Raw genomic sequence first — 24,833 nt, 5'->3', positions numbered from 1 at the left:
GCCGGGACCGGCCACTGGTGGTGCCGGGCCGCGTGGAGCGTCTGGCCAGGGAGATCCGAGTTTCGGCTAGCACACCTGGCTCCCACTGTCGTTCACCGGGCAGCTCGCCTTGGCGGCGCAGGTGCGGCAGCCGTCGTTCACCTTGGCCGTGAACACGCCCGCCGCCATGCCGGTGGCGACGGTCTCGACGAGCTCGCGGGCCCACCCGGGCTCGGGGTCGTCGCCGAGGGCGCCCTGGCGCTGCTCCTTGGCGTCCTTGCCGGCCGCCTTGCCGACCTGCACCAGCGCGGCGCCGCCCGGCTCGGTCATGCCGTGACGCTCGAAGGCGCCGAGCAGCGTGGCGAGCTGGTACACCCCGAGCTGCGGGTGGCGGTCGAGATCCTGGTCGGACGGCTTGGTGGTGCCGGTCTTGATGTCGATGATCACCGCGCGGCCCTCGCCGTCGCGCTCGACCCGGTCGACGCGGCCCCGGATGTGCACCCCCGGGGACAGCTCGGCGGTGAACGCCTCCTCGACCGCGACGAGCTCCCTGGGGTTCTGCTCGTGCCAGGTGAGGAACCGGGAGACCATCTGCTCGGCCACCTTGCGCTGCTTGCGGTTGAACCAGACGCCGCCGAAGTCGAGGTCGTCCCAGATCTCGTCGAGCCGCTTGCCGAGCGCGTCGCCCTCCTGCCCCGCCGCGGCCAGCACGGCGAGGGCGTGGATGACGCTGCCGAGGCTGCGGGACATGTCGGTGCCGGACGCCCCCACCGCCGTCTCCAGCAGCCAGCGCAGCCCGCACTTGGTGAAGTTCTCCACCGCCGACGGGGACACGCGGACGATGTTCTCGGGCCAGCTGAGCGGGCGGTCGTCGGAGATCGGCGTCAGGGCGTACCACTCGTCGGGATGGGCGCCCGGCACCCCGGCGCGGGCGAGCCGGGCGAGGTGACCGGCGGCGGCCCTGCGCATCGCCTCGGGCCTGGTCGGGTCGCAGACAGCCGCGCGCAGGTCGGCGACCAGGGACGACATGCTCAGCCACCGCGCCCGCTCGTCGACGGCGGCCTCCTCCGCCGCGCCGGGCAGCAGCTCGGAGAGGAACCGGGAGGGCCGCTCGTCGGTGTCGTCGCCGCCCACGGCCGTGACCACCAGGCGGCGGCGGGCGCGGGTCGCGGCGACGTAGAACAGCCGCCGCTCCTCGGCGAGCAGCTTGGAGGCCAGGGCGGCGGCGGCCGCGTCGTCGCCGTCGAGGGCCGACCCCTCGGCCAGCTCGACCAGCTCCTCCACGCCGAGCAGCGAGCCGCGCAGCCGCAGGTCGGGCCAGACGCCCTCCTGTACGCCCGCCACCACCACGACGTCCCACTCCAGGCCCTTGGAGCGGTGGGCGGTCAGGATGCGCACGGCCTCGCCGTCGGGGGCGTGCTCGGCCAGCGAACTGCCCGCGATCTCCTGGGAGGCCAGGTCGTCGAGGAACACCTCGGCCCCGGCGTGCGGGAGGCGGTCGACGAAGCGGGCGGCGTAGTCGAACAGCGCGACCACGGCGTCGAGGTCGCGGTCGGCCTGCGCCCCCCGGGCGCCACCGGCGAGGCTGGCCTCGGTCCACCGTTCGGCGAGGCCGGAGGCCTGCCAGATGGCCCACAGGGCCTCCTCGGCGGTGTCGCCGCGGCGTACGGCCTCGCGGGCCACGCCGATCAGCGCCGCCACGCGCCTGGCGCAGGCCCCGATGTACTCCTCGACGGGGATCAGCTCGCGGGCGTCGCGGACGGCGGCGATCAGCAGCTCGTCGGACGAGCGCGGTGGCATGGGCAGGGTGCCGTCATCGAGGGCCGAGGCCTCCAGCTCGGCGACCCGCAGCGCCCGGCGCAGGCGGCGCACGCCGATGGCGTCGGTGCCGCCGATGGGACCGGTGAGGAGCTCCTCGGCGGTGGCGACGTCCAGCGTGCCGGGGTGGAGCGCCACCCGGAGCACGGTGACCAGCGGGCGCACGCCGGGTTCCTGGACGAGCGGCACCTCGTCGCCCGCCACGACGACGGGCACGCCCGCGGTGACCAGGGCGCGGCGCAGCATCGGCACCTGCCGGCTCGCCGAACGCACCAGCACGGCCATGCGCGACCAGGGCACCCCTTCGAGCAGGTGGGCGCGGCGCAGGGTGTCGGCGACGACGGCGGCCTCCTGCGTCTCGCTGTCGGCCAGCAGCATCCGCACCTCGCCCGGGTCGGCGCCCTTGGCGGGGGTCAGGCCGCGGTGGTCGTCGCCGTGGGAGAGCCGGGTGGACGGCGGGACGGGCAGCCGGGACGCCACGCGGCGGGAGGCCGCCAGCAGCTCGGCGCCGCTGCGGCGGCACACGCGCAGGGCGACGACGGGGGCCTCTTGGCCGTCGGCGCGGCGGAACCGCTCGGGGAAGTTGAGGATGCCGCGCACGTCGGCGCCACGGAAACCGTAGATCGACTGGTCGGGGTCGCCGACGGCGATCAGGTCGCGGCCGTCCCCGGCGAGCTGCTGGAGCAGGAACTCCTGCGCCGGGTCGGTGTCCTGGTATTCGTCGACGAAGACCACGTCGTACGCCGAACGCTCCCGCATGCGGACGTCGGGGTCGCGCAGCAGCCCGGCGGCGGCGCGGATCAGCTCGGAGTAGTCGAGCGCCGGCGTCGGGTCGAGGTCGAAACGGTCGGCGTAGCGGTAGGCGAACCGGCCGGCCGCCACCCAGTCGGCCCGGCCGTGCTCGCGGCCGAGCACCACGAGATCCTCGCCGTCGAGCCCGCGCTCGGCGCCCCGCGCCAGGAAGTCGCGCAGCTCCTCGGCGAACCCCCGGGTCTTCAGGGCCTCGCGCATGTCGGACGGCCAGTGGCGGGCGCCGTCCTCCAGCTCGCCGTGGAGGAGGCGGCGGATCTCCAGCAGTTGCTCGGGGCCGGTGAGCAGGCGCGGCGGGGCCTCCCCCGCGAGGACGGCCTCGCGGCGCAGCAGGGCGTAGGCGTAGCTGTGGAAGGTGAGGGCGAGGGGCGTTCGCGTGGTGCGGCGCATGCGGGCGGTGATACGCTCGCGCAGCTCCTCGGCCGCCTTGCGGCTGAAGGTGAGCACGAGCACCCGCTCGGGGTCGACCCCGCGGCGCTCGACCCGGTCGACCACGCTCTCGACGATGGTGGTGGTCTTGCCGGTGCCGGGGCCCGCGAGCACGAGCAGCGGACCTGCCTGGTGGCGTACGACCGCCCGCTGGTGCTCGTCGAGAGCAGGAGGCATCGCCTGCCCCGCGATTCCCCGACGCACCAGACGGTAGGTCTGACCACTCACAACACGCTATTCCACCAGACCACACACGTAGATCGTGCCGACTCGACCGGTACGGCTCCGGGTGGATCTCCACCGCGAGCGACGAACCAGCTTATCGGGGGCTACTTCCGCATTTTGGAAGTGACACGCATAACAGACGAAGCCCGGACGAAGAACCGCACCGACCGCCGTACAACGGCGCCGGATTCGCCGCACCGACCGCCGTACGACGGCGCCGGATTCGCCGCACCGACCGCCGTACGACGGCGCCGGATTCGCCGCACCGCGTCCCATCGACGCGGCGCCGGAACAAGAGCGCCCCCGACAACGGAGCCCCCTGCCCGTCCTCCACCCGCTCCGCGCCCGCTCTCCCCCCGGCCACCGCACCCCGGCCCAACCCGCACGCGGTCCGCTGCTCTCCACTCGGCGCCGGGGCGGCGGGGAGGTGTACGGCGAAGCCGGCGCCGGTGTACGGCGGGGGCCGCCCGGGGCGCTGTGCGGGGTGGTCAGTGGACCGGGCCGAGGCGGATGGTGGTGATGTCTGATTCGGTGAGAGGTTCGGCGCAGTCGGCGCAGACGGTCTTCGGGTGGAACTCGGCTCCGCAGGAGTGCCGCCAGGCCGTCGGCGCGGGGCCGTCGGTGACGTAGCGGTCGCCCCACTCCATGAGGTTGAGCAGGATCGGATGAAGGGCCCGGCCCGCCTCGGTGGGGACGTACTCGTAGCGCGGCGGATGCCGTTCGTACTGCCGCTTCTCGAGGACGCCCGCCTCGACCAGCTTGCGCAGCCTGGTGGCGAGGATGTCACGGCTGGCGCCGGTGTTACGGGCGATCTGGTCGAACCTGCGCTCGCCCAGCATGATCTCGCGCATGGCGAGCAGGCTCCAGCGCTCGCCGATCACCCCAAGGGCGTTGGCGATCGAGCACTCTCGGCCGTGTCCGGCCACCGTCCACCTCCCGGTCGACCGCGACCGGCGAACGGGATCTCATCCGCCCGTCGGTCCGGAATTCCAACCTACCTGCCCGCGATGACCACTCCGACGAACAAGCCGTCAGCACCTAGTGGGTTGTGAAATCCAACTTACCTCGATATACCGGTAACGACACGCACGTGGAGTGCCTGACGCGGGAGGGAACCGTGACACAGCGGCAGGACCGGCCCACATTGCCGGCCAGGCTCGAAGCCCATCCATCGGTGCGGGCCGTACGGGCCCGGCGCGCCGCCTCTCCCCGGGATCCCGTCGAAGTGATCGACGCGGACTGGCTGCGCCAGTTGTGCCTCGACGCGGGCGCCGACGACGTGGCCGCCGTCCCGCTGGACCATCCGGACCTCGCGGGCGAACGGCCGCACGTGCTCGCCGCGCTCCCCGGCACCCGCACCCTGATCTCACTGGTGGTGCGCATGAACAGGGACAACGTGCGATCGCCGGCCCGCAGCGTGGCCAACCAGGAGTTCCACCGGTCGGGCGAGATCGTCAACGACGCGGCCCGCACGATCGTCCAGGCGCTCCAGGACGCCGGCCACCGCGCGATCAACCCGTCGGCCACCTTCCCGATGGAGATGGAGGGCTACCCGGGCCGCATCTGGGTGGTCGCCCACAAGACCGTCGCGGTGGCGGCGGGGCTCGGCGCGATGGGGGTGCACCGCAACGTCATCCACCCGAGGTTCGGCAACTTCGTCCTCCTCGCGACGCTCCTGGTGGACGCCGAGGTCAGCCGGTACGGCGAGCCGATCGACTACAACCCCTGCCTGGAGTGCAAGCTGTGCGTCGCGGCCTGTCCGATCGGCGCGATCAAGAAGGACGGTGGCTTCGACTTCCTGGCCTGCTTCACCCACAACTACCGGGAGTTCATGGGCGGGTTCACCGACTGGGCCGAGACCGTGGCCGACAGCACCGACGGGCCCGAGTTCCGCTCACGGGTGACCGACTCCGAGAACGCCTCGATGTGGCAGAGCCTGTCCTTCAAGGCGAGCTACAAGGCCGCGTATTGCATGGCGGTCTGCCCGGCGGGTGAGGACGTCCTGCCGCCGTATCTCGACGACCGCAAGGAGTTCATGGACCAGGTTCTGCGCCCCCTGCAGGACAAGGTCGAGACCCTGTACGTCGCCCCTGGCTCGCCCGCGGAGGACCACGCCCGGCGCCGCTTCCCGCACAAGAACCTCAGGCACGTCCCCCTGGCCCTGCACTCCCGGCCCGAACGGCGACAGGAACCCGACTCGGAGTGACCCGCGAACCGGGCCACACGCGACATCACACCACCATCTGGGCGTGGTGGGGTTCGAGGGGGCCGTGGCGGGTGATTTCGGACCAGGCGCGCTCCAGGCGGTCCACCAGGCGGTCGAGGACCTCGACGCTGTAGGTGAACGGGACGCGCATGTAGCGGTCGTGGGTGCCGGTGGGGTCGGTGGTGGCGCCCGGCACGACCTCGACGCCGTGACGCAGGGCCACGTGGGCGAACTCGGTCGCGTCGACCCCCGGCAGCTCGATCCACAGCCCGCTGCCGCCGTCGGGCCGGCGCCAGCGCCAGGACGGCAGCCGTTCCCGCAGCAGCTTCTCGATGTGGTCGAGGCGGGCCTCGCGAACGGGCGCGCGGGCGGCCTGGATGCGGGACATCTGTGGGACGAGCCGAGCCGCCAGCAGTTGCTCGATGACAGGGCTGCCGAGGTCGGCCAGGGCCTTGCGCCGCGCGAGCCGTTCGATGATCTCCGCGGGCCCGCGTACCCAGCCGATGCGCAGCCCCGCCCAGATCACCTTCGCGAGAGACCCGGCCGACAGCACCTCCGCGCCCCGGGGCGCGTACGCCGCCAGCAGGCTCGGGGTCGCGTCCAGGCAGGTCCGGGCGATGTAGGCGTTGTCCTCCAGGATCGGGACGTCGTACCTGGCGGCGATCTCGGCGACACGCCGCCGCCGGGCGGCCGAGGTCAGCAGCCCGGTGGGGTTGTGGAAGGTGGGCATGAGGTAGATCAGGTCGGGCCTGCGGGCGGCGAGGGCCTCCGCCAGGGCCCGGACGTCGGGGCCCTCGTCGTCCAGGGGCACCGTCTCGATGAGAGCTCCACGCGCCCGGAACAGGTCGAGGCAGCACGGCCAGCTCGGCGACTCGGTCAGGGCGGCGCCGCCGGGCCGGAGGTACAGCTCGGAGACCAACGCGAGCGCCTGGTGCGCCCCGGTCGTGACGAGGATCTGGTCGGGGGCGGTGGGCAGCCCGGTGTCGGCGAGGTAGGCGGCGATGGCCTCGCGCAGTTCCGGAAGCCCGGTGGGGTGGTAGCCGGGCTCGTCGAGCAGGACGGACAGGTCGCCCCCGGCCAGCTCGCGCAGGGCTACGGCCAGCTCCGGGACGGCGCCCTCGGCCGAGCAGGTGAGGGAGATCAGGTCGGCGGGGCCGTCGATGAGGCGCTGGTAGATCGAGGTGGCCTTACCGCCGGGGACCCGCCCGTCGGTGAGGGGCGGGCGCCGGAGGGCGTTCCGGGCCACCTGTGTGCCGCTCCCCCGGCGGCTCTCGATCAGCCCCGCGTCGCGCAACGCCTCGTAGGCGGCGACGACGGTGGTACGGCTGACGCGCAGCACCGTGGCCAGCCGGCGTTCCGGGGGCATGCGCTGCCCGGGTGGCAGCGTGCCCTCCTGGATGGCCTTGCGGATGCCGTCGGCGAGGCGGCGGTAGAGCGGCCCGGTGCCGGTCGCCCATCCGGCGAAGGCGTCGATCACGTCGCTCTCGGTAGGCCGAAACGTGCCGGGCTCGTCCATTCGTCACCTCATTGGCCCTTGAAAGTTCCCCTTATTGGCCCTGGGATCCGCCGTCCACTTTGCCAAAGACTTGGAGGCCAAAGGAAGGGGCGGGACCAAAAACCCGGAACCCCGTATGCGGCGGAGGTCGAGATGATCGTGATGGTGGTGCTGCTCGTGCTCCTCGCCCTGGCCGGCCCCCTGGTGGGGGTCGACAGCAGGGACGGCCGGGACTGGGCGCCGTCCGAATTCTTCACCCCAAAGCGACCATGACCGGGGCGAACAGGTGGTCGCGGGCGCCGGGGAGCGGGCCGTTGCGCACCATCAGGGCGGTCGAGAAGGCCGGGGACAGGCCCCGGGAGGCCGCCCAGGCCGTCAGCTCGGCGTGCCGTGTGTCCAGGTCGAGGCGGACCTGCCCGTGCGCGTCGCTGACGAGCTCGGTGACCAGCGCCCGGGCCGTGGCCGTGTCGCCGGCCACCACGGGCCCGACGACGACCGTGTCGATGTTGCGCCACGCGGCCCCGAACCCGACGATCTCGTTGTCACGCTCCACGACGCGCAACCGCTCGGCGAAGGTGAACAACCGGGTGATGACCTTCTCGCGCGGGGCACCCGAGGCGTGCGCGTCGAGGGCGACGGCGGCCGCCACGTCCCCTTCGTGCGCCGGGCGGACGCCACTGTGCTTGAAGTCCTCCGGCTGGAGGCTCAGGCGGCCGGTGTGCGTGACGACCTTGCCGATCGTCTCGAAGCCCACCTTCTCGTACAGCCCACGCCCGTACTCGGTGGCGGTGAGGAACACCGTCGCCTGACCGGCCCGCGCCAGGACGTGCTCCATGAGCCGCCGCCCGAGGCCCCTGCGCCCGTGGCGGGACGCCACCAGCACCATGCTGACGGCGGCGAGGGTGGCGCCGTACCGGGTCAGCACGACCGTCCCGGCGAGGCCGCCGGCCGGGTCGTCGATGCCGTAGACCTCGCCGACCTCGAAGAGCAGCCGCCACTTGGCCTCCTCGGGGAGCCACTGGCGGTCGATGGCCAGCAGCAGGCAGTCGCGCAGGTCGTCCAAGGTCAGCCGGCGGACCCGCACGTCGACGGCGCTCGCATGGTCAGCGAAGATCGGTTCCACATGTCCCCCGAGATGCGTTTGCGGAGCTTCAGTCCGGCATCATCGACCAGACCCACCCGGCATATCCACCGATTTTCGACATAACAGCCGGCTCAGTCGTCGTAGACCCAGCCGGTGGCCTGGACGCGGGTGACCCGCTGCCACGTACGGGCGTCGCAGGCCTTGGCGGCGAGGTTCCTGAAGCCGCGGTCGGCCACGAAGTGGGGCTCGGACACGTCGAGCCAGCTGTCCTTGACCGCGTCGCGGTCCCAGCTCCTGGTGGGGATCGGGAAGTGGTCGTCGCGCTGCGACTTGTCCTGACTGGTGATCTTCAGCACCTCCGCGCCGCGCGGGTGCGTCCGCACGACCAGGCAGGGGCGGACCTTGGAGCCGGAGCCGTCGGAGTAGGGGACGTCGGCCCACCAGATCTGGCCGGGGGCGGGCCGCGACTCCCAGGCCGGGCTCGGCGGGCGGGAGTGGACGGACGGCGTACGGCGCCCCGGCCCCGCCGGGGGCCTGGCCCCCCGCCTGCGGGACGGCCGGGACGTCCGGCGCCCGGGGACGGACGCCTTCGGCGCGCGATGGGTGGACGCCCTGCGTACGAGCAGGGCCGCCACGACCACGGCGGCCACGAGCACGGCGGCGCACGCGAGAAGTACGGCGCCGGACTGGGCACTCACCATCGCTCTCCGCTCCCCCGATTCGCCCCGATCCGACCGGGCCGAATATGGATCATCCCATTGTTCCGGTCACCCGCGAGCCGCGGGTGACCGGCCCGCCAGGCGCTCAGGACGGCGGAGCGAAGACGTGGTCGACCAGGCGGGCGGTCGCCTTCCCGTCGTCCCGGGGCACGTAGGTGCGCACGAAGCCGTCGTAGCGGTCGGCGTAGTCGCCGGAGAGCGCGTCGATGAGCCGCACGGCCTCGATCACGTCGCCCGCCTCCGACAGCAGCGGGCCGGGCGCCTCGGCGCGCATGTCGAGGTAGAGACCGCGGGTGTTGCGGTAGCGCTCCAGGTCGTAGCCGAAGAAGATCATCGGCCGGCGGGTCACCGCGAAGTCGAACATCACCGAGGAGTAGTCGGTGATCAGCACGTCCGCGATCAGCAGCAGGTCGACGATGTCCGGATAAGTGGTGACGTCGAGCGCGAAAGGGTACTCCCGGGTCATCGGCCCCGGGCGGACCAGCGCAGTCGGTCCGGGCACGACCAGCCCCGGGGCGACCGGCGGCGCCTGCAGCATGTGGCCCCGCACGAGCAGCACGTGGTCGCGGCCGAGCACCCGCCGCGCCTCGGCCAGGTCGAGCCGCACCGTGCTGTTCTTGCGGTCGTGATCACGGCAGGTCGGGGCGTACAGCACCACCCGCTTGCCCACCGGGATGCCGAGGTTGCGGCGGATCGCCGCCGCCAGCTCCGACCGGTCGGGGGAGGCGAGCACGTCGTTGCGCGGGTACCCGGTCTCCAGGATCTCCCCGGCATACCCGAACGCCCGGCACAGCAACGTCGACGCCCACGGGCTCTGGGTGACCAGCAGGTCCCAGTTGGCCACCTCGGCGGCCTGGCGGTACCACGCCGCGGGCCTCGGCTCGCGCGACATGTGGCGCTGGTCGCCGCCGACCTTCTTCAGCGGCGTGCCGTGCCAGGTCTGCACGCAGATCTGGTCCTCACGGGCCCGGAACCACTGCGGCAGGAGGCTGTTGGTCAGGATGTGGCGGGAGCGGGCCAGCGCGCTGTAGTGCTCGCGGCTGCCCTCGCGCACCACCGTGGGCACGATGCCGGGACCGAGGCCGAGCTCGGCCGAGCTTGGCGGGACGAACCCGCCGTCCTTGACGACCCAGATGTGCTCACGGTCGTCACCGCGCCGCAGCCGCTCCTCGTACACCGCGCGGGGATTGTCGGAGTAGGACCGGCCGTCGAAGGCGACGTACACCGTCGCCTCGCGCAGCTCGCGGCGCCGCTCGGCCGGGTAGTGGACGCGGCGCATCGCCCACAGGCCGTTCGCGCCCTTCTCGTCGTCGGGAAGGTGCTCGCCGGCGACCAGCACCGGGACGTCGAACCGCGTGGCCACCAGGCGGTACTCACGGTCGCCCACGATGTGGACGCCCTCGTCGAGCGTGTCGAGCAGCCGGTGATCGACGCGCAGCGGCGCGGTGGTGCCCTTGCCGCCCGCGACCGACAGGCTCCACGGGCCCGAGGCGAGCGCGACCGTGCCGCCGAACCTCGGCATGGCGTGCGGCGCGACGCGCACGGAGAACTCCGAGCCCGAACGGACGAGCGGTACGCGGTAGGACAGCCCTGCGCGCTGCCGCAGCACCAGCTCGCGCAGCCCGGGATCGGTGTCGGGGTAGGTGCCGGCCAGGGTGAGTGTGCCGTCGTCGGCCCACTGGGCGGAGGTGATCACCGGCCAGACCCGGTGGGCGGCCACCACCGCGCGGTCGCGGCGGTCGCGCAGCACCGTGATCTCGCGGCGGTCGATCCCGAAGCGCGTCTCGGTCTGGTCACCGATCATGACGGGGGCCGCGGGGTCGCCCTTGGGCTCCACCCACAGCCGCCGGGCGTCCCGCTCCTTCATCAGCGCGGAGACGGCGAGCGGGACGGAGAACCTCGTGCCGCCCTCGACGGGGGTGAACTCCGCCGCGATGCGGTGACCGCCGAGCCGGGCCCTGCCCTTCGTGGCCGTCGTGCCGGGGAGGAACCCGGTCAGCGTGACGTGGTCGCCGTCGTGGCCGACGCCCGTGAGCTCGGCCCTGGTCGGCTGGAGCACGATCTGCAGGGCGCGGTCGGACGTCCACGCCGGCCAGACCGACCAGCCGGGACGGACGCGCAGTCCGGCCGGCCGCTCGGTGCGGCCCAGCACCGGCCCCCGGACGGCCCCGGTGGCGCGGGCGCCACGGCTCCAGATGACGATGTCGGCCCGCCAGGTGGTGGTGTCGGGGACGGGCGGGCGGCCCCGCAGCATCCTGCGCGCGCCGTGGACGGCCGCGCGGATCGCCGTACGCCAGCGCAGCGACCAGGGCCGCACCTCGGCGACGAAACCGGCCCAGTCATAGTTACAGCCCGGCTCGGCCGCCCCGTGGGTGGCCTGCGGGCTGTAGACGCGTCTGGTGCGGGCGTAGATCGGTGGCACCCAGCGGGGGCCTCTGAGGACCACCGTGGCCCGGTTGAAGCGTCCGCTGCGTACCGAGAGCCCCGCGATGTAGGCGGTGCCGGTGATCTCCAACCGTCCGTCGCGCCAGGAGAGGTCGGAGACCTCGGTCTGCGGCACGAGGTCCGCCCGGCGGAGCCGGAGGAGCGAGGGCGGCGCGTGGACCGGCAGGTCGGCGTACCAGGCGAGGCCCCGCCGCGCCCTGCGGGACGGCTCGGCCGCCGCGGCGACCAGGCCCGCTAGCTCGTCCCCCTCGGCCAGCACCCGCGGGTCGCGGTGCTCGACCAGGTGGTAGGCCAGCCTGCGGGCCACGGGCAGGCGGCGCTTGACCGACGGCTCGACCTCGGCGAGGTAGTCGCGCAGCAGGTCGATCGCGTGCCGCAGGCGCGAGGCGTCGCGGCGGGCGGCGGTCTCCAGGCGAAGGGCCAGGACGCCGTTGAGGGCCTCGGCGTGCAGCCTGCGGCGCTGCGAGCGGGACAGCCCCGTGGAGTGGACGGCGGCGATCAGCGCGTCGAGCGGCTCTCCCCTGTCGTAGAGGTCCTGGGCGGCCCGCAGCCGATCGGCGACGACGTCGCCGGTCTGCGCGGGCGTGGCACCGGTGGCCATCGGGGAGTCACCGCCTTTCCAGTCTCACCACGAAGGGCGTCTCTGGAATGGTAATGCGAGTCTCTGAGAACTCACTGGTGATCACCATGCCACCGGGCGCGGCGCATGTCGGCGCGCTCGCCGCGCAGCGGGGTGCCCTCGTCGCGCCAGTGCCCGAGGCACCTGGCCTCGTGTCCGGGCGGAGGGGTGCCGTCGGCGTGCACGACGCGCCACCACGGGACGCCGCCGCCCCAGGTGGACATCACGCGGCCCACCTGCCGGGGGCCGCCCTCGCCGAGGTATTCGGCGATGTCGCCGTAGGACATCACCTTCCCCGGCGGGATGCGTTCGACCAGGTCGAGCACCTGCTCGGCGAAGGGGGTCGGATCGCTCACTGGCTCCCTCGGCAGGTCGGCGGCGGGGGCGGCGTTCAGGCCGGGACGGTCAGCTGGCCCACTGGGACGGGCCAAGGGCGATGAGCTCTTCGAGTTTCCCGAACTCGTAGGCCGACTCGCCGTTCACCTGCTCGACGATACCGTCACGGATGCCGTACGCCTCGCCGTCCTCGCCGACCAGACGCGCGCCGAGCATGCCGGCCAGGCGCGCGAGCTGCGCGACGGCCCAGTCGGAGGTCGGCTCCCCGTAGAGCCGGCCACGCCAGATCGCGACGGTGTGCTCGCTCTCGCCGTGACGCGCGACGACCTCACCGGCCTCGGGCGTCCCTCGCAGCGCCAGCCCGGACTCCGCCGACGCCGTCAGCTGCGTGAGCTCGGCGTAGGCGAGCGGCGATTCGCGCTGTACACGCAACTCGTATCCCACGAGAAGGGAACCCTAGCGAATCTTGACCTGCCAAAGGTACGCGAAAGACCGACATCGGTGACACCGCATCCGAAACGGCACCGAACGGCAGCCGAAAAGCGCCCTGATCGCGTCCTACATGTGATCATTGCCGTTCGGAACGGCGGGTGAGCACCACGACGCCGGCTCCGAAGGCGACGAGCCCGAGCAACACGCCGGCCCCGAAAACCCACAGCCGCAGGGGATCGGGACCCGGCGGGGACGGCGCGGGGGCGGGGGTGCCCTTTCCGAAATGCAGATCGCCGCGCACCGGAATGGACGCGCGATATCCCCCGAGTTCGCCGGCCCGTGTCAACGCGGCCGCCACGTCGACCACGCCGAATCCCACCTTGTCGTCATAGCGGGCGACCGGTTTGCCGCGCGTGGTGGAGGTGAGCGCACGGGCGACCAATTCGGGGCCGAGATACGGATATTTCGCTTTTATAAGGGCAACTGCCCCGGCGACCAGCGCCGTCGACGGGCTGCTGCCGTCGGCCTCGTCGTACCCGCCCCCCGGCATGGTCGTGGGCACCCCCACCCCCGGCGCCCCCACCAGGACCGACAGGTTGTCGCTGCTGAAGTCGGCTCGCTTGCCCCGCTTGTCGACCGCGCCGACCCCGATCACCCCGGGGTAGCCCGCCGGGAAGCTCCAGAAGGAGGTGCCGAGCCTGCGGGCCGCCCGGGAGTCGCCGTCGTTGCCGACCGCCGCCACCAGCACCACGCCCCGCTCCAGCGCGTACGCGACCGCCTCCCGGTCGGCGCGCTGGGCGGCGTACTCACCGAGCGACATGCTGACGACCTGGGCCCCGTGGTCGGCGGCGTACCGCAGGCCCCGCGACAGCGGGGTCTCCACCGGCATGCCGTACCCGTCGTCGGGCTCGGCCAGGTCGCCGTCCGGCCGCCCCTCGACGATCACGGGGATGGACAGGATGCGCGCCTCCGGCGCGATCCCGAGCAGGCCGCCGCCGCGCCCGGATCCCGCGATCAGGGACGCCATCTCGGTGCCGTGCACCCCGACGGGCGCCCGCGTGTCGTCGAACAGGCTCGACCGCATGTTGGGCGCGACGGTGACCTTCCCCTTGAGGATGGGGGTCCCGGGGTCGACGGCGCTGTCGATCACGGCCACCGTGACGCCCTCGCCCTTGGTGACCTTCCAGGCCGGCTCGACGTTGAGCGCGTCGAACACCCACTGCTGCCGGTCGCGCACCCCGTCGGCCCCCACCGGTCCGGCGGACGCCAGCCCGACCGCGCACACCAGGCCGACCAGCCCCAAAGTGGTCTTCACAGTCCTCAACACACGTTCCCCTGGGTGCAGCGGGGGATCTCGGGGGGCGCGGCGAGGTCGTGGGCGATACGGCCGGCGATCGACTGGGCGGCCGGCCACAGCTCGCTGTGGACCGCCTCCTCCGGCGGCACGGCCTCACGGGTGCGGCCGTCGGTGTAGCCGGCCACGGAGAAGACGATGTACGGCCCGGCGCCCATCCAGGCCGTACGCTGGCGCTGCGCCGCGCCGAAGGACTCGGTGACCGTGCCGGGGAACGCGACCGGGCGCACGCCGACCCGGTCGTCCACCGGCAGGTCGGCGGCGGTGTTCACCCTGGCCTCCTCGTCGGTCATCACCGCCACGCCCACGGTCACCGCGAACGTCGAGCTCTGGTCGACGTAGGTCGCGCGCAGCATGGTGCGGCAGCGGTGCTTGCGCAGCACCGAGGCGACCGGGGAGTCCACGACGGACGCGCAGGGCGCCTCGGGGGCGATGCCCACCCGCTTGGCGTACTGCCGGACGCGGGCGAGGCCGAGGTACTGGACCTGGGAGGGGAAGACGGCGTCGGCCGTCCAGGCCTGCCAGCGGCGGGCGACGTCCTGTTCGGTGTAGCGGGCCCGCTCGGACGGGGTGAGCGGCCTCGACCGCGTCTCCTGCAGCACGCCGATCACGCCGAGGAGCACGTTCGTGGCCGCGATCGCGAGAACCGTCCCCATGATCACCAGGAACAGCGAGCGGTACCGGACGCCCTGCTCGAGCGCGAGGCGCTCGTGCGCCGCTTGGAGCCTCGCGGCGCGCGAACGTGAGCCGGCCCAGGGGTGGGCGCCGCGGCCCGCGGCGGTGCCGCCCGCCGGGAGCCTGCCGGCGCTCGGCCCACCCTTCGCGCGCGCGGGCCAGGGCGTGACCGGCCGCGCCCGTGGCTCCTCAGGCGACATACCCCGATGCTACGTCGGAGCCTGCTCCGGCCGGCCGGCTTGGGGGCTCCGCAGGGTGTTCGTGTTCTCTCGCCCGCCTCAGGCGCCTCACCAGCACCACCAGCACGGACAGACCCGCGGCGGCGCAGAGCGTCGCGGCGAGCGCGATCCCGCCGTACACCGTGATCTCCCCGGTGTCGCGGCGGACGACCTGGACGGGAGGAAGGGAGCCGGGCTCGGCGCCGGCGACCGGGAGGGCGGCGTCCTGGACACCCGGCCCGGCGGCGGTGGAGCGGTGGCGGGAGATCCTGGCGGCCTCCGCCAGGGCGTGCTGGGCGTTCACCACGCCGAACCCCAGGCCCATGTCGTAGCCCCGGGTCGGCTTGCGCGTGGCGCCGGCGGTGAGGGCCTGGACGACCAACGCCGGTGACATTTTTGGATATTTCGCCTTTATCAGCGCCGCCACGCCGGAGACGAGCGCGGTGGCCTGCGAGGTGCCCCTGCCGACCCAGTACTGGTCGCCGGGCCCGGCGCCGAAGATGTCGACCCCGGGCGCCGCCACCAGGACCAGCGAGTTGCGGTTGGAGAACGACGCCTTGCGCAGCCCGCGGTCGGCCGCCGCGACCGAGATCACCCCGGGAAGCGAGGCCGGGTAGGAGTACGGCCCGTACTTGCGGCCCGCGCCGTCGTTGCCGGCGGCGGCCACCAGCACGACGCCCTTGGCGATGGCGTACCGGATGGCCGCCCGCTCCTGCGCAGTGGGCTGGTCCTTGGAGATCGACATGTTGATGACGTCCGCGCCATGATCGGCCGCGTAGCGGATGCCCCTCGCCACGACGTTCTCGAACCGGGCCTCGGAGTTGAAGTTCCGGAAGCCCGGCTCGTCGTCCTCCAGGATGACGCGCAGCGACAGCACCGTGGCCTCCGGGGCGACGCCGATCACGCCGTCGGCATGGCCGGGACCGTGGCCGTGCCCGGCGATCAGCGAGGCCATGTAGGTGCCGTGCAGCCGGCGCGGCGGCACCCCGCGCGGGTTGGCCCCCACGGTGAGGTCCGGCCCGGTCACCACCGAGCCGGCCAGGTCGTGGTGGCGGGGGTCGACCCCGGAGTCGAGCACCGCGACCTTCACCCCCGCCCCGCGGCTGACCTGCCACGCGCCGGGCAGGCCGAGGGTGCGCAGCACCTCGCGCTGGCTGCCGCGCACCTGGTCGGCGAGCGCCGGGCGCGGCACGAGAGCGGCCATGACGGCCAGGACGGCCGCGAGCGCGAGGGCGGCCGCCCGGCGCGCCGCGCGCGTGATCAGCACTGCCACTCCTTGGCGGAGCAGTCGGGACGGGCCGGGGTGGCGAGCGCGGTGAGCACGCGCTCCTCGAGGTCGGAGGTGAAGGCGAAGATCGTCGATCGCTGGCGGCCCACCGCGCGGGCGGGCCTGCCGTCCACCTGGCCGGCGGTCGTGACCACGAGGTACGGCCCGGCCTGCGCCAGCGAGGCCGCCTGGCGGGCGGCAGGGGTGAACCGGTCGGCGACGGTCCGCGGGAAGGCCAGCGCCCGCAGCCCGGGGGACGGCGCGCCGCCGCGCGGGAAGGCGGCCCTGGCGGCGAGCGCGGACGCCTGGTCGGGGAAGGCCGCGACGCCGAGGGTCACCACCACTCCCTGCAGGGCGTCGATGTACGTCGCGCGCAGCACCGCACGGCAGCGCGCGGCCGTGAACGCGGTCCTGAGCGGCGCGTCCACCGCTCCCGCGCAGTCGGTGCGGGACGAGATGCCGACGCGGCGGGCGTTCTCCTGGCCGCCCTGCTCGGAGACGTAGGGCAGGAGGGCCGGGAAGATCTTGCCGGCCGGCCACACCTGCCAGCGGCGGGCCGTCTCCTCGGCCGAGGCCCGCCGCAGCTCGGCCGAGCTCGGACCGCGGGTGAGCTCGGCGCCGGCGGCCCCTCCGGCCACGCCGGCGACGATCGCGCAGACGAGGGTGAGCACCGACGCGACGACCACGGACGGCCAGGCACGGAACTCACTCACGTGCCCGACCTTAACGCCCGAGAGGGACGGACATGGGCTGTTCCATCCGCATAGGTCCCTCAGGAAAGTACTTGACGATATGGAAAGTGGAAAGTACTTTCCTGAATGGAAAGAGCATGACGACCAGCGTGAACGGAGACCGGCATGCACGACGCCCCCCAGGACTCACCGTCCCTCACGCCCGACGAGGCGGCACGCGTGCTCAAGGAGATCCGCGCCTCACAGGCACGGGTGGTCGGCGCGAGGCCCTGGTGGCCCGGCTGGTACACCACGGGCGTGGCGCTCTACGTCACCGGCGTCCAGTTCCTGACCGAGCCGGGCACGCCCGCCGCGGTGATGGCGGTCGGCCTGACGATCCTGACCGTGCTGCTCACCAGGCTGATCGTGGCGCTGGTCCGCGGCAACCGGCCGCAGCCCCACCGCAGCCTGGTCACCGCGCCGGTGGTGGCGGCCTTCACCGCGTGGCTGCTCTCCGCCGTCGCCGCCTGCCTGGTGGCGGCCATTTGGCTGTCCGTCTCCGGTCTCCCGTACGCCCGCACCTACGCGGGCCTCGGCCTGACCGTGTACATGGCGCTCACCGGCCCGCCGGTGGCCCGCTGGATCACCCGCCACATGGCGGCGAAGATCGAGGCGAGTGGATGAGCGAGCTCGACCCCCTCATCCACGCCCCCGCCCGCCTGCGCGTGATGTCGCTGCTGGCCGCGGTCGAGGAGGCGGAGTTCGCGTTCGTCCGCGACGAGGTCGGCGTCAGCGACTCGGTGCTGTCCAAGCACGCCGCGGCCCTGGAGAGCGGCGGGTACGTCGAGATCCGCAAGGGGCACGTCGGCAAGCGCCCGCGCACCTGGCTCAGGCTCTCGGCGGCGGGACGGCGGGCCTACGAGGCGCACGTCGAGGCCCTGCGGGCCATCGTCGCCCGATCGGGCCTGTCGCTCACCGTCGACTGATCGCGGGCATCCCGGGAACGACCGCGGCCCGCCCCCCCTCGGAGGAGAGGGCGGGCCGCCTCACGTCAAGCTCAGTAGGTCGGAAGCGACGGGTCGACCGTCTTGATCCAGCTGAGCACGCCGCCACCGACGTGGACGGCGTCGGAGAAGCCGGCGCTCTTCACGATCGCCAGCGCCTCGGCCGAGCGGGCGCCCGACTTGCAGTGCAGGACGATCTTCTTGTTCTGCGGCAGCCGCTCCAGGGCCGTACCCCTGAGGAACTCACCCTTCGGGATCAGCACCGCGCCCGGGATGTTGACGATCTCGTACTCGTTCTGCTCGCGGACGTCGACCAGGAAGATCTCCTCCCCGCGGTCCTGCATGTCCTTGAGCTCCAGGGCGGTGATCGTGGAGCCCGTGGCGGCCTGCTGGGCCTCGTCGGAGAGCGTGCCGCAGAACGCCTCGTAGTCGATCAGCTCGGTGATCGTGGGGTTCTTGCCGCACAGCGGGCACTCGGGGTCCTTGCGGACCTTGACGTCGCGGTACTTCATCTCGAGCGCGTCGTAGATCATCAGGCGGCCGACCAGCGGCTCGCCGATGCCCGTGATCAGCTTGATGGCCTCGTTGACCTGGATCGAGCCGATGGACGCGCACAGGACACCGAGGACACCGCCCTCGGCGCAGGAGGGCACCATGCCCGGCGGCGGCGGCTCGGGGTACAGGCAGCGGTAGCAGGGGCCGTACTCCGACCAGAACACGCTGGCCTGGCCGTCGAAGCGGTAGATGGAACCCCAGATGTAGGGCTTGCCGAGCAGCACCGCCGCGTCGTTGACCATGTAGCGCGTGGCGAAGTTGTCGGTGCCGTCGACGATGAGGTCGTATCCGGCGAAGATGTCCATCACGTTGTCGGTCGTGAGGGCCACGTTGTGGATGACGACGTTGACGTAGGGGTTGATCTCGCGGACGCTCGCGGCGGCGCTCTCGGCCTTCAGCCGGCCGACATCCGACTGGCCGTGGATGATCTGCCGCTGAAGGTTGGACTCGTCGACGACGTCGAAGTCGATGATGCCGAGCGTGCCGACACCGGCTGCGGCAAGATACATCAGGGCCGGGGAACCGAGGCCGCCGGCGCCCACACAGAGCACCTTGGCGTTCTTCAGCCGCTTCTGCCCGGCCATCCCGACGTCGGGGATGATCAGGTGGCGAGAGTAGCGGCGCACCTCGTCAACGGTCAGCTCGTCGGCCGGCTCTACCAGCGGTGGCAACGACACAGTTCTACGCTCCCGTTTCGGGGGATCTTCAATTGGCGGCTCGCCCGTCAGCGTACGCGCCCCGCCGTCAGTCACAACCTAACCCGGTCGCCCCCGCATTCCCGAATCGGGTGATCTTACCTGACGGACGCGGCGCCCTCGGCGTCCTGAGCGCTCCATGCGCGCCGCGCGGCGTCCTGGAACAGGGCGCGCACGTGGCGGGCGACCAGTGCGGGGTACTCCATCTGGGCGACGTGCGCGGCGTGCGGGAGGAGCACGAGCCGCACGTCGGGGAAGGTGCGCCCGGCCCGCGCGGCCATGCGCGGGTCGACCAGCCGGTCGTGCCGCCCGTGGACCACGAGCGTGGGCGCCTCCACCTGGGCGGCCTGCCGCCAGAGGTTCTCCTCACCCCGGCGGAAGTATTCGTTCACCAGGGCGCGGGCGCAGCGCACCAGGGCTGACCCGGCGTGCGGCAGCCCGTCGCGGCGGCGCAGCTCGTCGACGGCGTCGCGCAGGCGCTCAGGATGGACCCGGCCCGTGTCGGCGTAGCACAGGGCCATGGTGGCGCGGATGCGCCGCTCGGCCGGCAGGGAGCGCAGCCGGGTGACCGCCCACTCGCCGATGCCGGGGGTGGCCGACATGGCGACGCGGGCCGGACCGTACCTCGGAAGCAGGTCGGGCAGGGCCGGCGAGACGAGCGTGAGCGAACGCACCAGGTGGGGGTGGGTGGCGGCGACCCGCACCGAGACGGCGCCGCCGAGGGAGTTGCCGAGCAGGTGCACGGGGCCGCCGAGGTGCTCGATCAGCGCCGTGACCGCGGCGGCGTGCGCGGCGATCGAATAGTCGCCGTTCGCGGGCGCCGGGGAGTAACCGGCCCCGGGCAGGTCGACGGCGTACCCTCTGACGTCGTCGCGCAGCTCGGCCATCAGGTCGGTCCAGTTGGTCGCGGACCCGGCGAGCCCGTGGACGTACACGGCCTTCTCTTCGGGCCCGGCGGGCGTGGACCGCACGTGGACGCTCACCTCGCCGAGGCCGACCAGCTCTCCGGGCCAGTGCGGTATCGGTTCCTCCACCCGTCTCTCCCCCTCCGGTTCACCTTCCGTTCCGAAGATAACCCGCCGTCGTCCACCTCAGGCCGATGCACGCGGGGCGGGCCACGCGGGACGGGGCACCCCCTAGGGGGTGGAGGGGCCGCTCGATCCTGGGAAATTTCGGACATATAAGGAAATATCGAACTGAAAGACATAAGGAGAGGTTAAGGAGCGACCAAAAGGCTGCGATCCCCGTTTGTCGTAAGGGAGCCCAGGAAAACAAGACAAGTGGGAAGACTCCCAACCGAGTCACCCCAGCATTTCGCTCAAACGGGGGAAATGCATCCGCTGGGCAACCCGATGCGTCAAGGGGGAAAACGCAATGCCCGACGTCAAGAAATACGCCGCGATGTTCACGGTGACCGCGGCACTCACCGGTGGCATGATCGGCCTCGGAGCCACCACCGCCACTTCGGCCAGCGCCTCGGCCGCCGTCACCGCCGACGGCTTCGGCTTCGGTGACCTGGGCGGCTTCGGCGGCTTCGACGGCGGCGGCTTCGGCGGCCAGCAGTGCCACCACGGCGACGACTTCGACGGCGGCCACCACCACGGCCACCACGGTGGCACGTGGGGCGACGACGACGATGACGACTGGGGCGGCGGCCACGGCAAGGGCTTCAAGAAGCACCGCCGGCACTGGAACAGCGGCGGCGGCCACCACCGCAACTGCTTCTTCAAGGTCGTCGAGGCCCGCTTCTTCCGGGCCATCATCAGCAACAACAACCACCACCGCGGCCACCACAACTGGTTCCGTGACGACAGGCGCCACCACTGGTTCCCGCAGCACCACGAGCACCACCACGGCAAGCACCACAACAACAAGTGGGACCGCTGATCAACAAATGACCCTGGGTGGTCTTCCCGGCCGGAGTTCCGGCGGGAAGTAGTGCGGACCGCCTGGTGACGACATCAAGGCCCCGGAGCGATTCCCGCTCCGGGGCCGTTCACCGCGTCCTCGGAATCATTCGGAAATGCGCCGAATTTTTCCGACGACATTCGCCGCCGTCCACAGCCGCCCCGCCTCACCTCTGCCGCGGCCATTTCCGAATTCACACCGACGAAAAGCAGCATCCCTCACGCGGTCTTGCGGGCGCGGCGCTTGGGCGCCTGCTTCTTGTCTTCCTTGTCGGCCTTCTCGTCCGCCCGGCCCCCGCCGCCGGACGCGGCCTTCTTCTTCTCGGCGCGGGCGGGCTCCTTGGCGCCGGCCCCCTCGCGCTCGCGCTTGGCCGCCTCGACGCTGGCCCGCAACGCGGCCATGAGGTCGACCGCCGGGCCCGCCTCCTCCGCCGCCTCGGGCCGCACGAGCTCCTTGCCCTCGATCTTGGCCTCGATCACCTGCTGCAGGGCCTCGCGGTAGGCGTCGTGGTACTCCGACGGGTCGAACTCCCCCGCCATCGTCTGGATGAGCGACTCCGCCATCTGCAACTCCTGCGGGCGGACCTCGACGTCCTCGTCCTTGAACGCGAACCCCGCCTCGCGGACCTCGTCCGGCCACAGCATGGTCTCCAGCACGAAGACGCCGTCACGCACCCGCAGCGCCGCGAGCGACTCCCGCTGGCGCAGCGCGACCTTCACCACGGCCACCTGCCCGGTGCGCTCGAGCGCGTCCCGCAGCAGGACGTACGGCTTCACCCCCGTGGCCTCGGGCTCCAGGTAGTACGACTTGTTGAACAGGATGGGGTCGATCTGGTCCGACGGCGTGAACTGCAGCACGTCGATGCGGCGCGAGGTGCTCAAGGGGAGATCGGCGAAATCCTCGTCGGTGAGCACGACCACCTCGCCGCCGGGCAGCTCATAGCCCTTGGCGATGTCGGAGTACGGCACCTCTTCACCGTCGATGCTGCACACCCGCTTGTACTTGATGCGCCCGGCGTCCTCGCGGTGCACCTGGTGGAACGACACGTCCTTCTGCTCGGTGGCGGAGTAGAGCTTCACCGGGATCGTGACGAGCCCGAACGAGATGGCACCCTTCCAGATGCTACGCATGACCTCTCCTCACCTAACCCCACTATCGAACTCACGTTCGTTAGCGGCAAGGGCGCAAAGCAGTATCCAAATGGGCAGATACCCAGTGTTGAATGCGGTATCCGGTCAAGCCACTTCCTGGTGTGATCGGGACGTCACGAGAGCACGGGAAAAGAAACCTCAGGGAAGTGGTGAGCGTGCCGCAGAAGGTCCGGGTCAGGGTCGACCACCGGGAACTGACGCTCAGCAACCTCGACAAGGTGCTGTATCCCGACGCCGGGTTCACCAAGGCCGAGGTGATCGACTACTACAGCCGCGTCGCCCCCGTCATGCTGCCGCACGTCCAGGGCAGGCCGATCACCGTCAAGAGGTACCCGGAAGGGGTCGACGGGGCGTTCTTCTTCGAGAAGAACCGGCCGCCGCACACCCCCAAGTGGGTCCGCACTGCCGTCCTGCCGGCCCCCGGCAGCACCAAGAACCGCGAGACCATCGAGTACGCGATCATCGATGACCTGCCCACGCTGGTGTACTTCGCCGGGCTGGCCGCCCTGGAGTTCCACGCGCCGATGTGGGGGGTCGACGACCAGGGCCGCCCACAGGAACCCGACATCATGGTCTTCGACCTCGACCCCGGCGCCCCGGCGACGATCGTCGAGTGCTGCCGGGTCGCGCTGCTGCTGCGCGCGGCACTGCAGGAGGACGGCCTCGAAGGCTGCCCGAAGACGAGCGGCAACAAGGGGATGCAGATCCACGTCCCCTTCGCCGGCCGGCCGGAAAACCCCTCCCAGTACGCCAAGGCCCTCGCCCAGCGGCTCGAGAAGGAACGGCCGGGCGAGATCGTCAGCCAGATGGCCAAGAAACTGCGCCCCGGCAAGGTCTTCATCGACTGGAGCCAGAACAACCCCGCCAAGACCACCGTCGCCCCGTATTCGCTGCGCGCCAACCGGATACCGACCGTCTCCACGCCGATCACCTGGGAGGAGGTCGAGGACTGCACCGGCCCGGAGCAGCTCGTGTTCACCGCCGACGAGGTGCTCGACCGGGTGCAGGAATTCGGCGATCTGATGGTGCCGCCGGAACAGAGCCGGAACGGGGACGGGCCTTAGTCTGGACGCATCGGGGTATGGTCCCGCGAGCCGAGCACCGCCGATGGAAGGACCGAAGATGTCGGAGATGGACGTGAGCCGCGAGGAGATCCCGGTCGACGCACTCGAACCTCTCGACGACGTGGCGGACGAACTCCAGACCGAGGTGCCGGAGGCGGACGCCATCGAGCAGCATCTCACCATTCGGAACGACCGGCGCGAATGGCCCCTGGAGATTCCCTACGACGCGGACCCCGCGGACGCGGCCGACCAGGAGCGCGTCGTCGAACTGGACGACGACGACTATCGCTGACCTGGTTACCCACGCGTAGGATGTGAAGCCCGAGACCGGATCATACGGGAGCGAGGGGCAGGCGAGCGCCTGACACATCCGATCGACCAACTCGTTCCCGAACGCGTCGGTGCCCGATCCCCGATCGCGGCGACGCGTCCACCGTCCCCAAGGAGAATCCCGTGACCGCTACCCCGGACGCCAAGCCCCGGGGCACCCGGCTGCCCCGGATGGCCCGTCGCCGACAGTTGCTCAACGCGGCGCAAGAGGTCTTCGTGGAGAACGGTTACCACGCGGCCGCGATGGACGAGATCGCCGAGCGGGCCGGAGTCAGCAAGCCCGTGCTCTACCAGCACTTCCCGGGCAAGCTCGAGCTCTACCTCGCACTGCTCGACCTCCACGTCGACGACATGGCCAACCGCTGCCGCGAGGCCCTCGCCTCCACCACCGACAACAAGCAGCGGGTGCAGGCGGCCATCGGAGCCTTCTTCGACTTCGTCTCCAGCCAGGGTGAGGCCTTCCGCCTGGTCTTCGAGTCCGACCTGCGCAACGTCGCGCCGGTGCGCCAGCGCATGGAGCGCTCGCTGCGCGAGAGCGCCGAGATGATCAGCCAGGTCATCCAGGAGGACACCGGCTGCTCCAGCGACGAAGCCCACCTGCTCGGCGTCGGCCTGGTCGGCATGGCCGAGGTCAGCGCCCGCTACTGGCTCGCCAGCCACGGTTCGATCCCCAAGGACGTCGCGACGCAGCTCATGGCCCGTCTCGCCTGGAGGGGCATCGGCGGCTTCCCCCGCACCACCTAGGTCTGTTGTTCGCTTGACGCGATCAATGGGGGCCACCGGGCCTCTGACGAGTCACGATGGAGCCGACAGTTCCCGCTGACGTCGAAAGGGAGCCCGATGGAAGTGAAGATCGGCGTGCGGTCGGTGCACCGCGAGATCATCGTCGAGACCGATCTGTCCGCCGACGAGGTCGAACAGGAGCTGCGCAACTCGCTCGCCGCCGATCGGGGAGTCTTCTCGATCACCGATAACAAGGGCAAGCGCGTCGTGGTCCCCGTGGCCGCCCTCGGTTTCGTCGAGATCGGCGAAGACGAGTCGCGCGTGGTCGGCTTCGGCGGCACTCTCTGAGCCCGGCGCTTTGGGGGGCCCTGCTCCCCAAAGCGCCCGGCCGCGAGCGTACAGCCCGGCATGTCGGGCTCGTCTGGAGAACAGCGCTAGATGCCGGTGCACTCCTCACGTGTGGCGAGCGAGCAGCCGCAGGGGCGGCGCGTCCTCCTGACTTCGTCACGTTTGTGATTGATCGCCGGACAGTCCGTGCTCCCTCTTCGTAGCACAGGCCGCGAGGTCCAGAGATTCGGTCCACATCGCATCAAGGAACTGCCGTAGCGGCGCGAGGCCCTC

At 71.9% G+C, this 24,833-nt stretch carries 23 protein-coding genes; 8 read left to right on the top strand and 15 right to left on the bottom strand.

Annotation, left to right across the window (positions count from 1 at the left end; genetic code table 11):
• Positions 1-66 precede the first annotated feature (66 nt).
• The gene (locus KIK05_RS22270) at positions 67-3,213 is read right to left on the bottom strand and encodes an ATP-dependent helicase (RefSeq protein ID WP_214412712.1); all 3,147 of its coding nucleotides are present in this window, start codon (positions 3,211-3,213) and stop codon (positions 67-69) included.
• Positions 3,214-3,749: 536 nt separating this feature from the next.
• Positions 3,750-4,187 (bottom strand): winged helix-turn-helix transcriptional regulator, encoded by a 438-nt coding sequence (locus KIK05_RS22265; protein WP_214412711.1) that lies wholly within the window; start codon positions 4,185-4,187, stop codon positions 3,750-3,752.
• Positions 4,188-4,378: 191 nt separating this feature from the next.
• On the opposite strand from KIK05_RS22265, the gene KIK05_RS22260 reads away from it, so the two are divergent.
• Positions 4,379-5,467 (top strand): epoxyqueuosine reductase, encoded by a 1,089-nt coding sequence (locus tag KIK05_RS22260; protein ID WP_214412710.1) that lies wholly within the window; start codon positions 4,379-4,381, stop codon positions 5,465-5,467.
• A 25-nt stretch (positions 5,468-5,492) separates the two neighbouring features.
• Here the strand turns inward: KIK05_RS22260 and KIK05_RS22255 are convergent, their stop codons facing one another.
• From KIK05_RS22255 to KIK05_RS22210, 10 genes are all read right to left on the bottom strand, one after another.
• Positions 5,493-6,944, bottom strand: coding sequence for an aminotransferase-like domain-containing protein (locus KIK05_RS22255; protein ID WP_308250056.1), 1,452 nt, complete (start codon positions 6,942-6,944; stop codon positions 5,493-5,495).
• A gap of 271 nt (positions 6,945-7,215) precedes the next feature.
• The gene (locus tag KIK05_RS22250; protein ID WP_214412708.1) at positions 7,216-8,085 is read right to left on the bottom strand and encodes a GNAT family N-acetyltransferase; all 870 of its coding nucleotides are present in this window, start codon (positions 8,083-8,085) and stop codon (positions 7,216-7,218) included.
• 92 nt (positions 8,086-8,177) lie between these two features.
• A complete protein-coding gene (locus KIK05_RS22245; RefSeq protein ID WP_214412707.1) occupies positions 8,178-8,747 on the bottom strand; it encodes a type II toxin-antitoxin system PemK/MazF family toxin in 570 nt (189 codons plus the stop codon).
• A 103-nt stretch (positions 8,748-8,850) separates the two neighbouring features.
• Complete coding sequence (locus KIK05_RS22240) at positions 8,851-11,811, bottom strand: CDP-glycerol glycerophosphotransferase family protein (protein WP_214412706.1); 2,961 nt, start codon at positions 11,809-11,811, stop codon at positions 8,851-8,853.
• Positions 11,812-11,882: 71 nt separating this feature from the next.
• Positions 11,883-12,200: an MGMT family protein gene (locus tag KIK05_RS22235; RefSeq protein ID WP_214412771.1), complete on the bottom strand. Its 318-nt coding sequence runs from the start codon at positions 12,198-12,200 to the stop codon at positions 11,883-11,885.
• Positions 12,201-12,234: 34 nt separating this feature from the next.
• A complete protein-coding gene (locus KIK05_RS22230) occupies positions 12,235-12,597 on the bottom strand; it encodes a hypothetical protein (protein ID WP_250563211.1) in 363 nt (120 codons plus the stop codon).
• Positions 12,598-12,733: 136 nt separating this feature from the next.
• The gene (locus tag KIK05_RS22225; RefSeq protein ID WP_214412704.1) at positions 12,734-13,912 is read right to left on the bottom strand and encodes a S8 family serine peptidase; all 1,179 of its coding nucleotides are present in this window, start codon (positions 13,910-13,912) and stop codon (positions 12,734-12,736) included.
• A gap of 5 nt (positions 13,913-13,917) precedes the next feature.
• Entirely contained in the window at positions 13,918-14,826 is a 909-nt protein-coding gene (locus tag KIK05_RS22220; protein ID WP_214412703.1) for a hypothetical protein, read from the bottom strand.
• Complete coding sequence (locus KIK05_RS22215) at positions 14,816-16,111, bottom strand: S8 family serine peptidase (protein ID WP_308250055.1); 1,296 nt, start codon at positions 16,109-16,111, stop codon at positions 14,816-14,818. Before KIK05_RS22215 ends, KIK05_RS22220 begins: the two co-directional genes overlap by 11 nt.
• Positions 16,105-16,824: a hypothetical protein gene (locus KIK05_RS22210; RefSeq protein ID WP_214412702.1), complete on the bottom strand. Its 720-nt coding sequence runs from the start codon at positions 16,822-16,824 to the stop codon at positions 16,105-16,107. The genes KIK05_RS22215 and KIK05_RS22210 overlap by 7 nt, the downstream gene beginning before the upstream one ends.
• A gap of 144 nt (positions 16,825-16,968) precedes the next feature.
• Between KIK05_RS22210 and KIK05_RS22205 the strand changes: the two genes are divergently transcribed.
• A complete protein-coding gene (locus tag KIK05_RS22205; RefSeq protein ID WP_214412701.1) occupies positions 16,969-17,466 on the top strand; it encodes a hypothetical protein in 498 nt (165 codons plus the stop codon).
• Positions 17,463-17,768 carry a winged helix-turn-helix domain-containing protein gene (locus KIK05_RS22200; RefSeq protein WP_214412700.1) on the top strand — a complete coding sequence of 102 codons (306 nt, stop codon included), beginning with the start codon at positions 17,463-17,465 and terminating at the stop codon, positions 17,766-17,768. The genes KIK05_RS22205 and KIK05_RS22200 overlap by 4 nt, the downstream gene beginning before the upstream one ends.
• A 71-nt stretch (positions 17,769-17,839) precedes the next feature.
• On the opposite strand, the gene moeZ is transcribed toward KIK05_RS22200, so the two are convergent.
• Positions 17,840-19,018 carry an adenylyltransferase/sulfurtransferase MoeZ gene (gene moeZ / locus KIK05_RS22195; protein ID WP_214412699.1) on the bottom strand — a complete coding sequence of 393 codons (1,179 nt, stop codon included), beginning with the start codon at positions 19,016-19,018 and terminating at the stop codon, positions 17,840-17,842.
• A gap of 116 nt (positions 19,019-19,134) precedes the next feature.
• Complete coding sequence (locus KIK05_RS22190) at positions 19,135-20,070, bottom strand: alpha/beta fold hydrolase (RefSeq protein WP_214412698.1); 936 nt, start codon at positions 20,068-20,070, stop codon at positions 19,135-19,137.
• A gap of 340 nt (positions 20,071-20,410) precedes the next feature.
• Here KIK05_RS22190 and KIK05_RS22185 point away from each other — a divergent pair, with 340 nt between their 5' ends.
• Entirely contained in the window at positions 20,411-20,923 is a 513-nt protein-coding gene (locus tag KIK05_RS22185; protein ID WP_214412697.1) for a hypothetical protein, read from the top strand.
• Positions 20,924-21,162: 239 nt separating this feature from the next.
• Here the strand turns inward: KIK05_RS22185 and ku are convergent, their stop codons facing one another.
• Positions 21,163-22,074, bottom strand: a complete 912-nt coding sequence (ku, locus tag KIK05_RS22180; protein WP_214412696.1) for a non-homologous end joining protein Ku — start codon at positions 22,072-22,074, stop codon at positions 21,163-21,165.
• Positions 22,075-22,250: 176 nt separating this feature from the next.
• Between ku and ligD the strand changes: the two genes are divergently transcribed.
• The 4 genes from ligD (at position 22,251) to KIK05_RS22160 (ending at position 24,560) form a co-directional block, all read left to right on the top strand.
• Positions 22,251-23,159: a non-homologous end-joining DNA ligase gene (ligD, locus tag KIK05_RS22175; RefSeq protein ID WP_214412695.1), complete on the top strand. Its 909-nt coding sequence runs from the start codon at positions 22,251-22,253 to the stop codon at positions 23,157-23,159.
• A 58-nt stretch (positions 23,160-23,217) separates the two neighbouring features.
• Positions 23,218-23,451: an Rv3202a family protein gene (locus tag KIK05_RS22170; RefSeq protein ID WP_250563209.1), complete on the top strand. Its 234-nt coding sequence runs from the start codon at positions 23,218-23,220 to the stop codon at positions 23,449-23,451.
• Positions 23,452-23,612: 161 nt separating this feature from the next.
• Entirely contained in the window at positions 23,613-24,233 is a 621-nt protein-coding gene (locus tag KIK05_RS22165) for a TetR/AcrR family transcriptional regulator (RefSeq protein ID WP_214412694.1), read from the top strand.
• A 96-nt stretch (positions 24,234-24,329) separates the two neighbouring features.
• Entirely contained in the window at positions 24,330-24,560 is a 231-nt protein-coding gene (locus tag KIK05_RS22160) for a DUF3107 domain-containing protein (protein WP_214412693.1), read from the top strand.
• The last annotated feature ends 273 nt before the right edge of the window (positions 24,561-24,833 follow it).

It is taken from the genome of Sphaerisporangium fuscum (assembly GCF_018531465.1).
Taxonomy (GTDB): domain Bacteria; phylum Actinomycetota; class Actinomycetes; order Streptosporangiales; family Streptosporangiaceae; genus Sphaerisporangium; species Sphaerisporangium fuscum.
The sequence above is the reverse complement of the archived record's forward strand: the minus strand, read 5'-3'. Positions and strand labels throughout refer to the sequence as shown.

Bases quoted from the DNA above. Each gene is read 5' to 3' on its own strand.
- KIK05_RS22160 (WP_214412693.1), top strand. From the start codon at position 24,330: ATGGAAGTGAAGATCGGCGTGCGGTCGGTGCACCGCGAGATCATCGTC.
- KIK05_RS22200 (WP_214412700.1), top strand. From the start codon at position 17,463: ATGAGCGAGCTCGACCCCCTCATCCACGCCCCCGCCCGCCTGCGCGTG.
- KIK05_RS22240 (WP_214412706.1), bottom strand. From the start codon at position 11,811: ATGGCCACCGGTGCCACGCCCGCGCAGACCGGCGACGTCGTCGCCGAT.
- KIK05_RS22245 (WP_214412707.1), bottom strand. From the start codon at position 8,747: ATGGTGAGTGCCCAGTCCGGCGCCGTACTTCTCGCGTGCGCCGCCGTG.
- ku (WP_214412696.1), bottom strand. From the start codon at position 22,074: ATGCGTAGCATCTGGAAGGGTGCCATCTCGTTCGGGCTCGTCACGATC.
- KIK05_RS22170 (WP_250563209.1), top strand. From the start codon at position 23,218: ATGTCGGAGATGGACGTGAGCCGCGAGGAGATCCCGGTCGACGCACTC.
- KIK05_RS22220 (WP_214412703.1), bottom strand. From the start codon at position 14,826: ATGTCGCCTGAGGAGCCACGGGCGCGGCCGGTCACGCCCTGGCCCGCG.
- KIK05_RS22205 (WP_214412701.1), top strand. From the start codon at position 16,969: ATGCACGACGCCCCCCAGGACTCACCGTCCCTCACGCCCGACGAGGCG.
- KIK05_RS22270 (WP_214412712.1), bottom strand. From the start codon at position 3,213: ATGCCTCCTGCTCTCGACGAGCACCAGCGGGCGGTCGTACGCCACCAG.
- KIK05_RS22185 (WP_214412697.1), top strand. From the start codon at position 20,411: ATGCCCGACGTCAAGAAATACGCCGCGATGTTCACGGTGACCGCGGCA.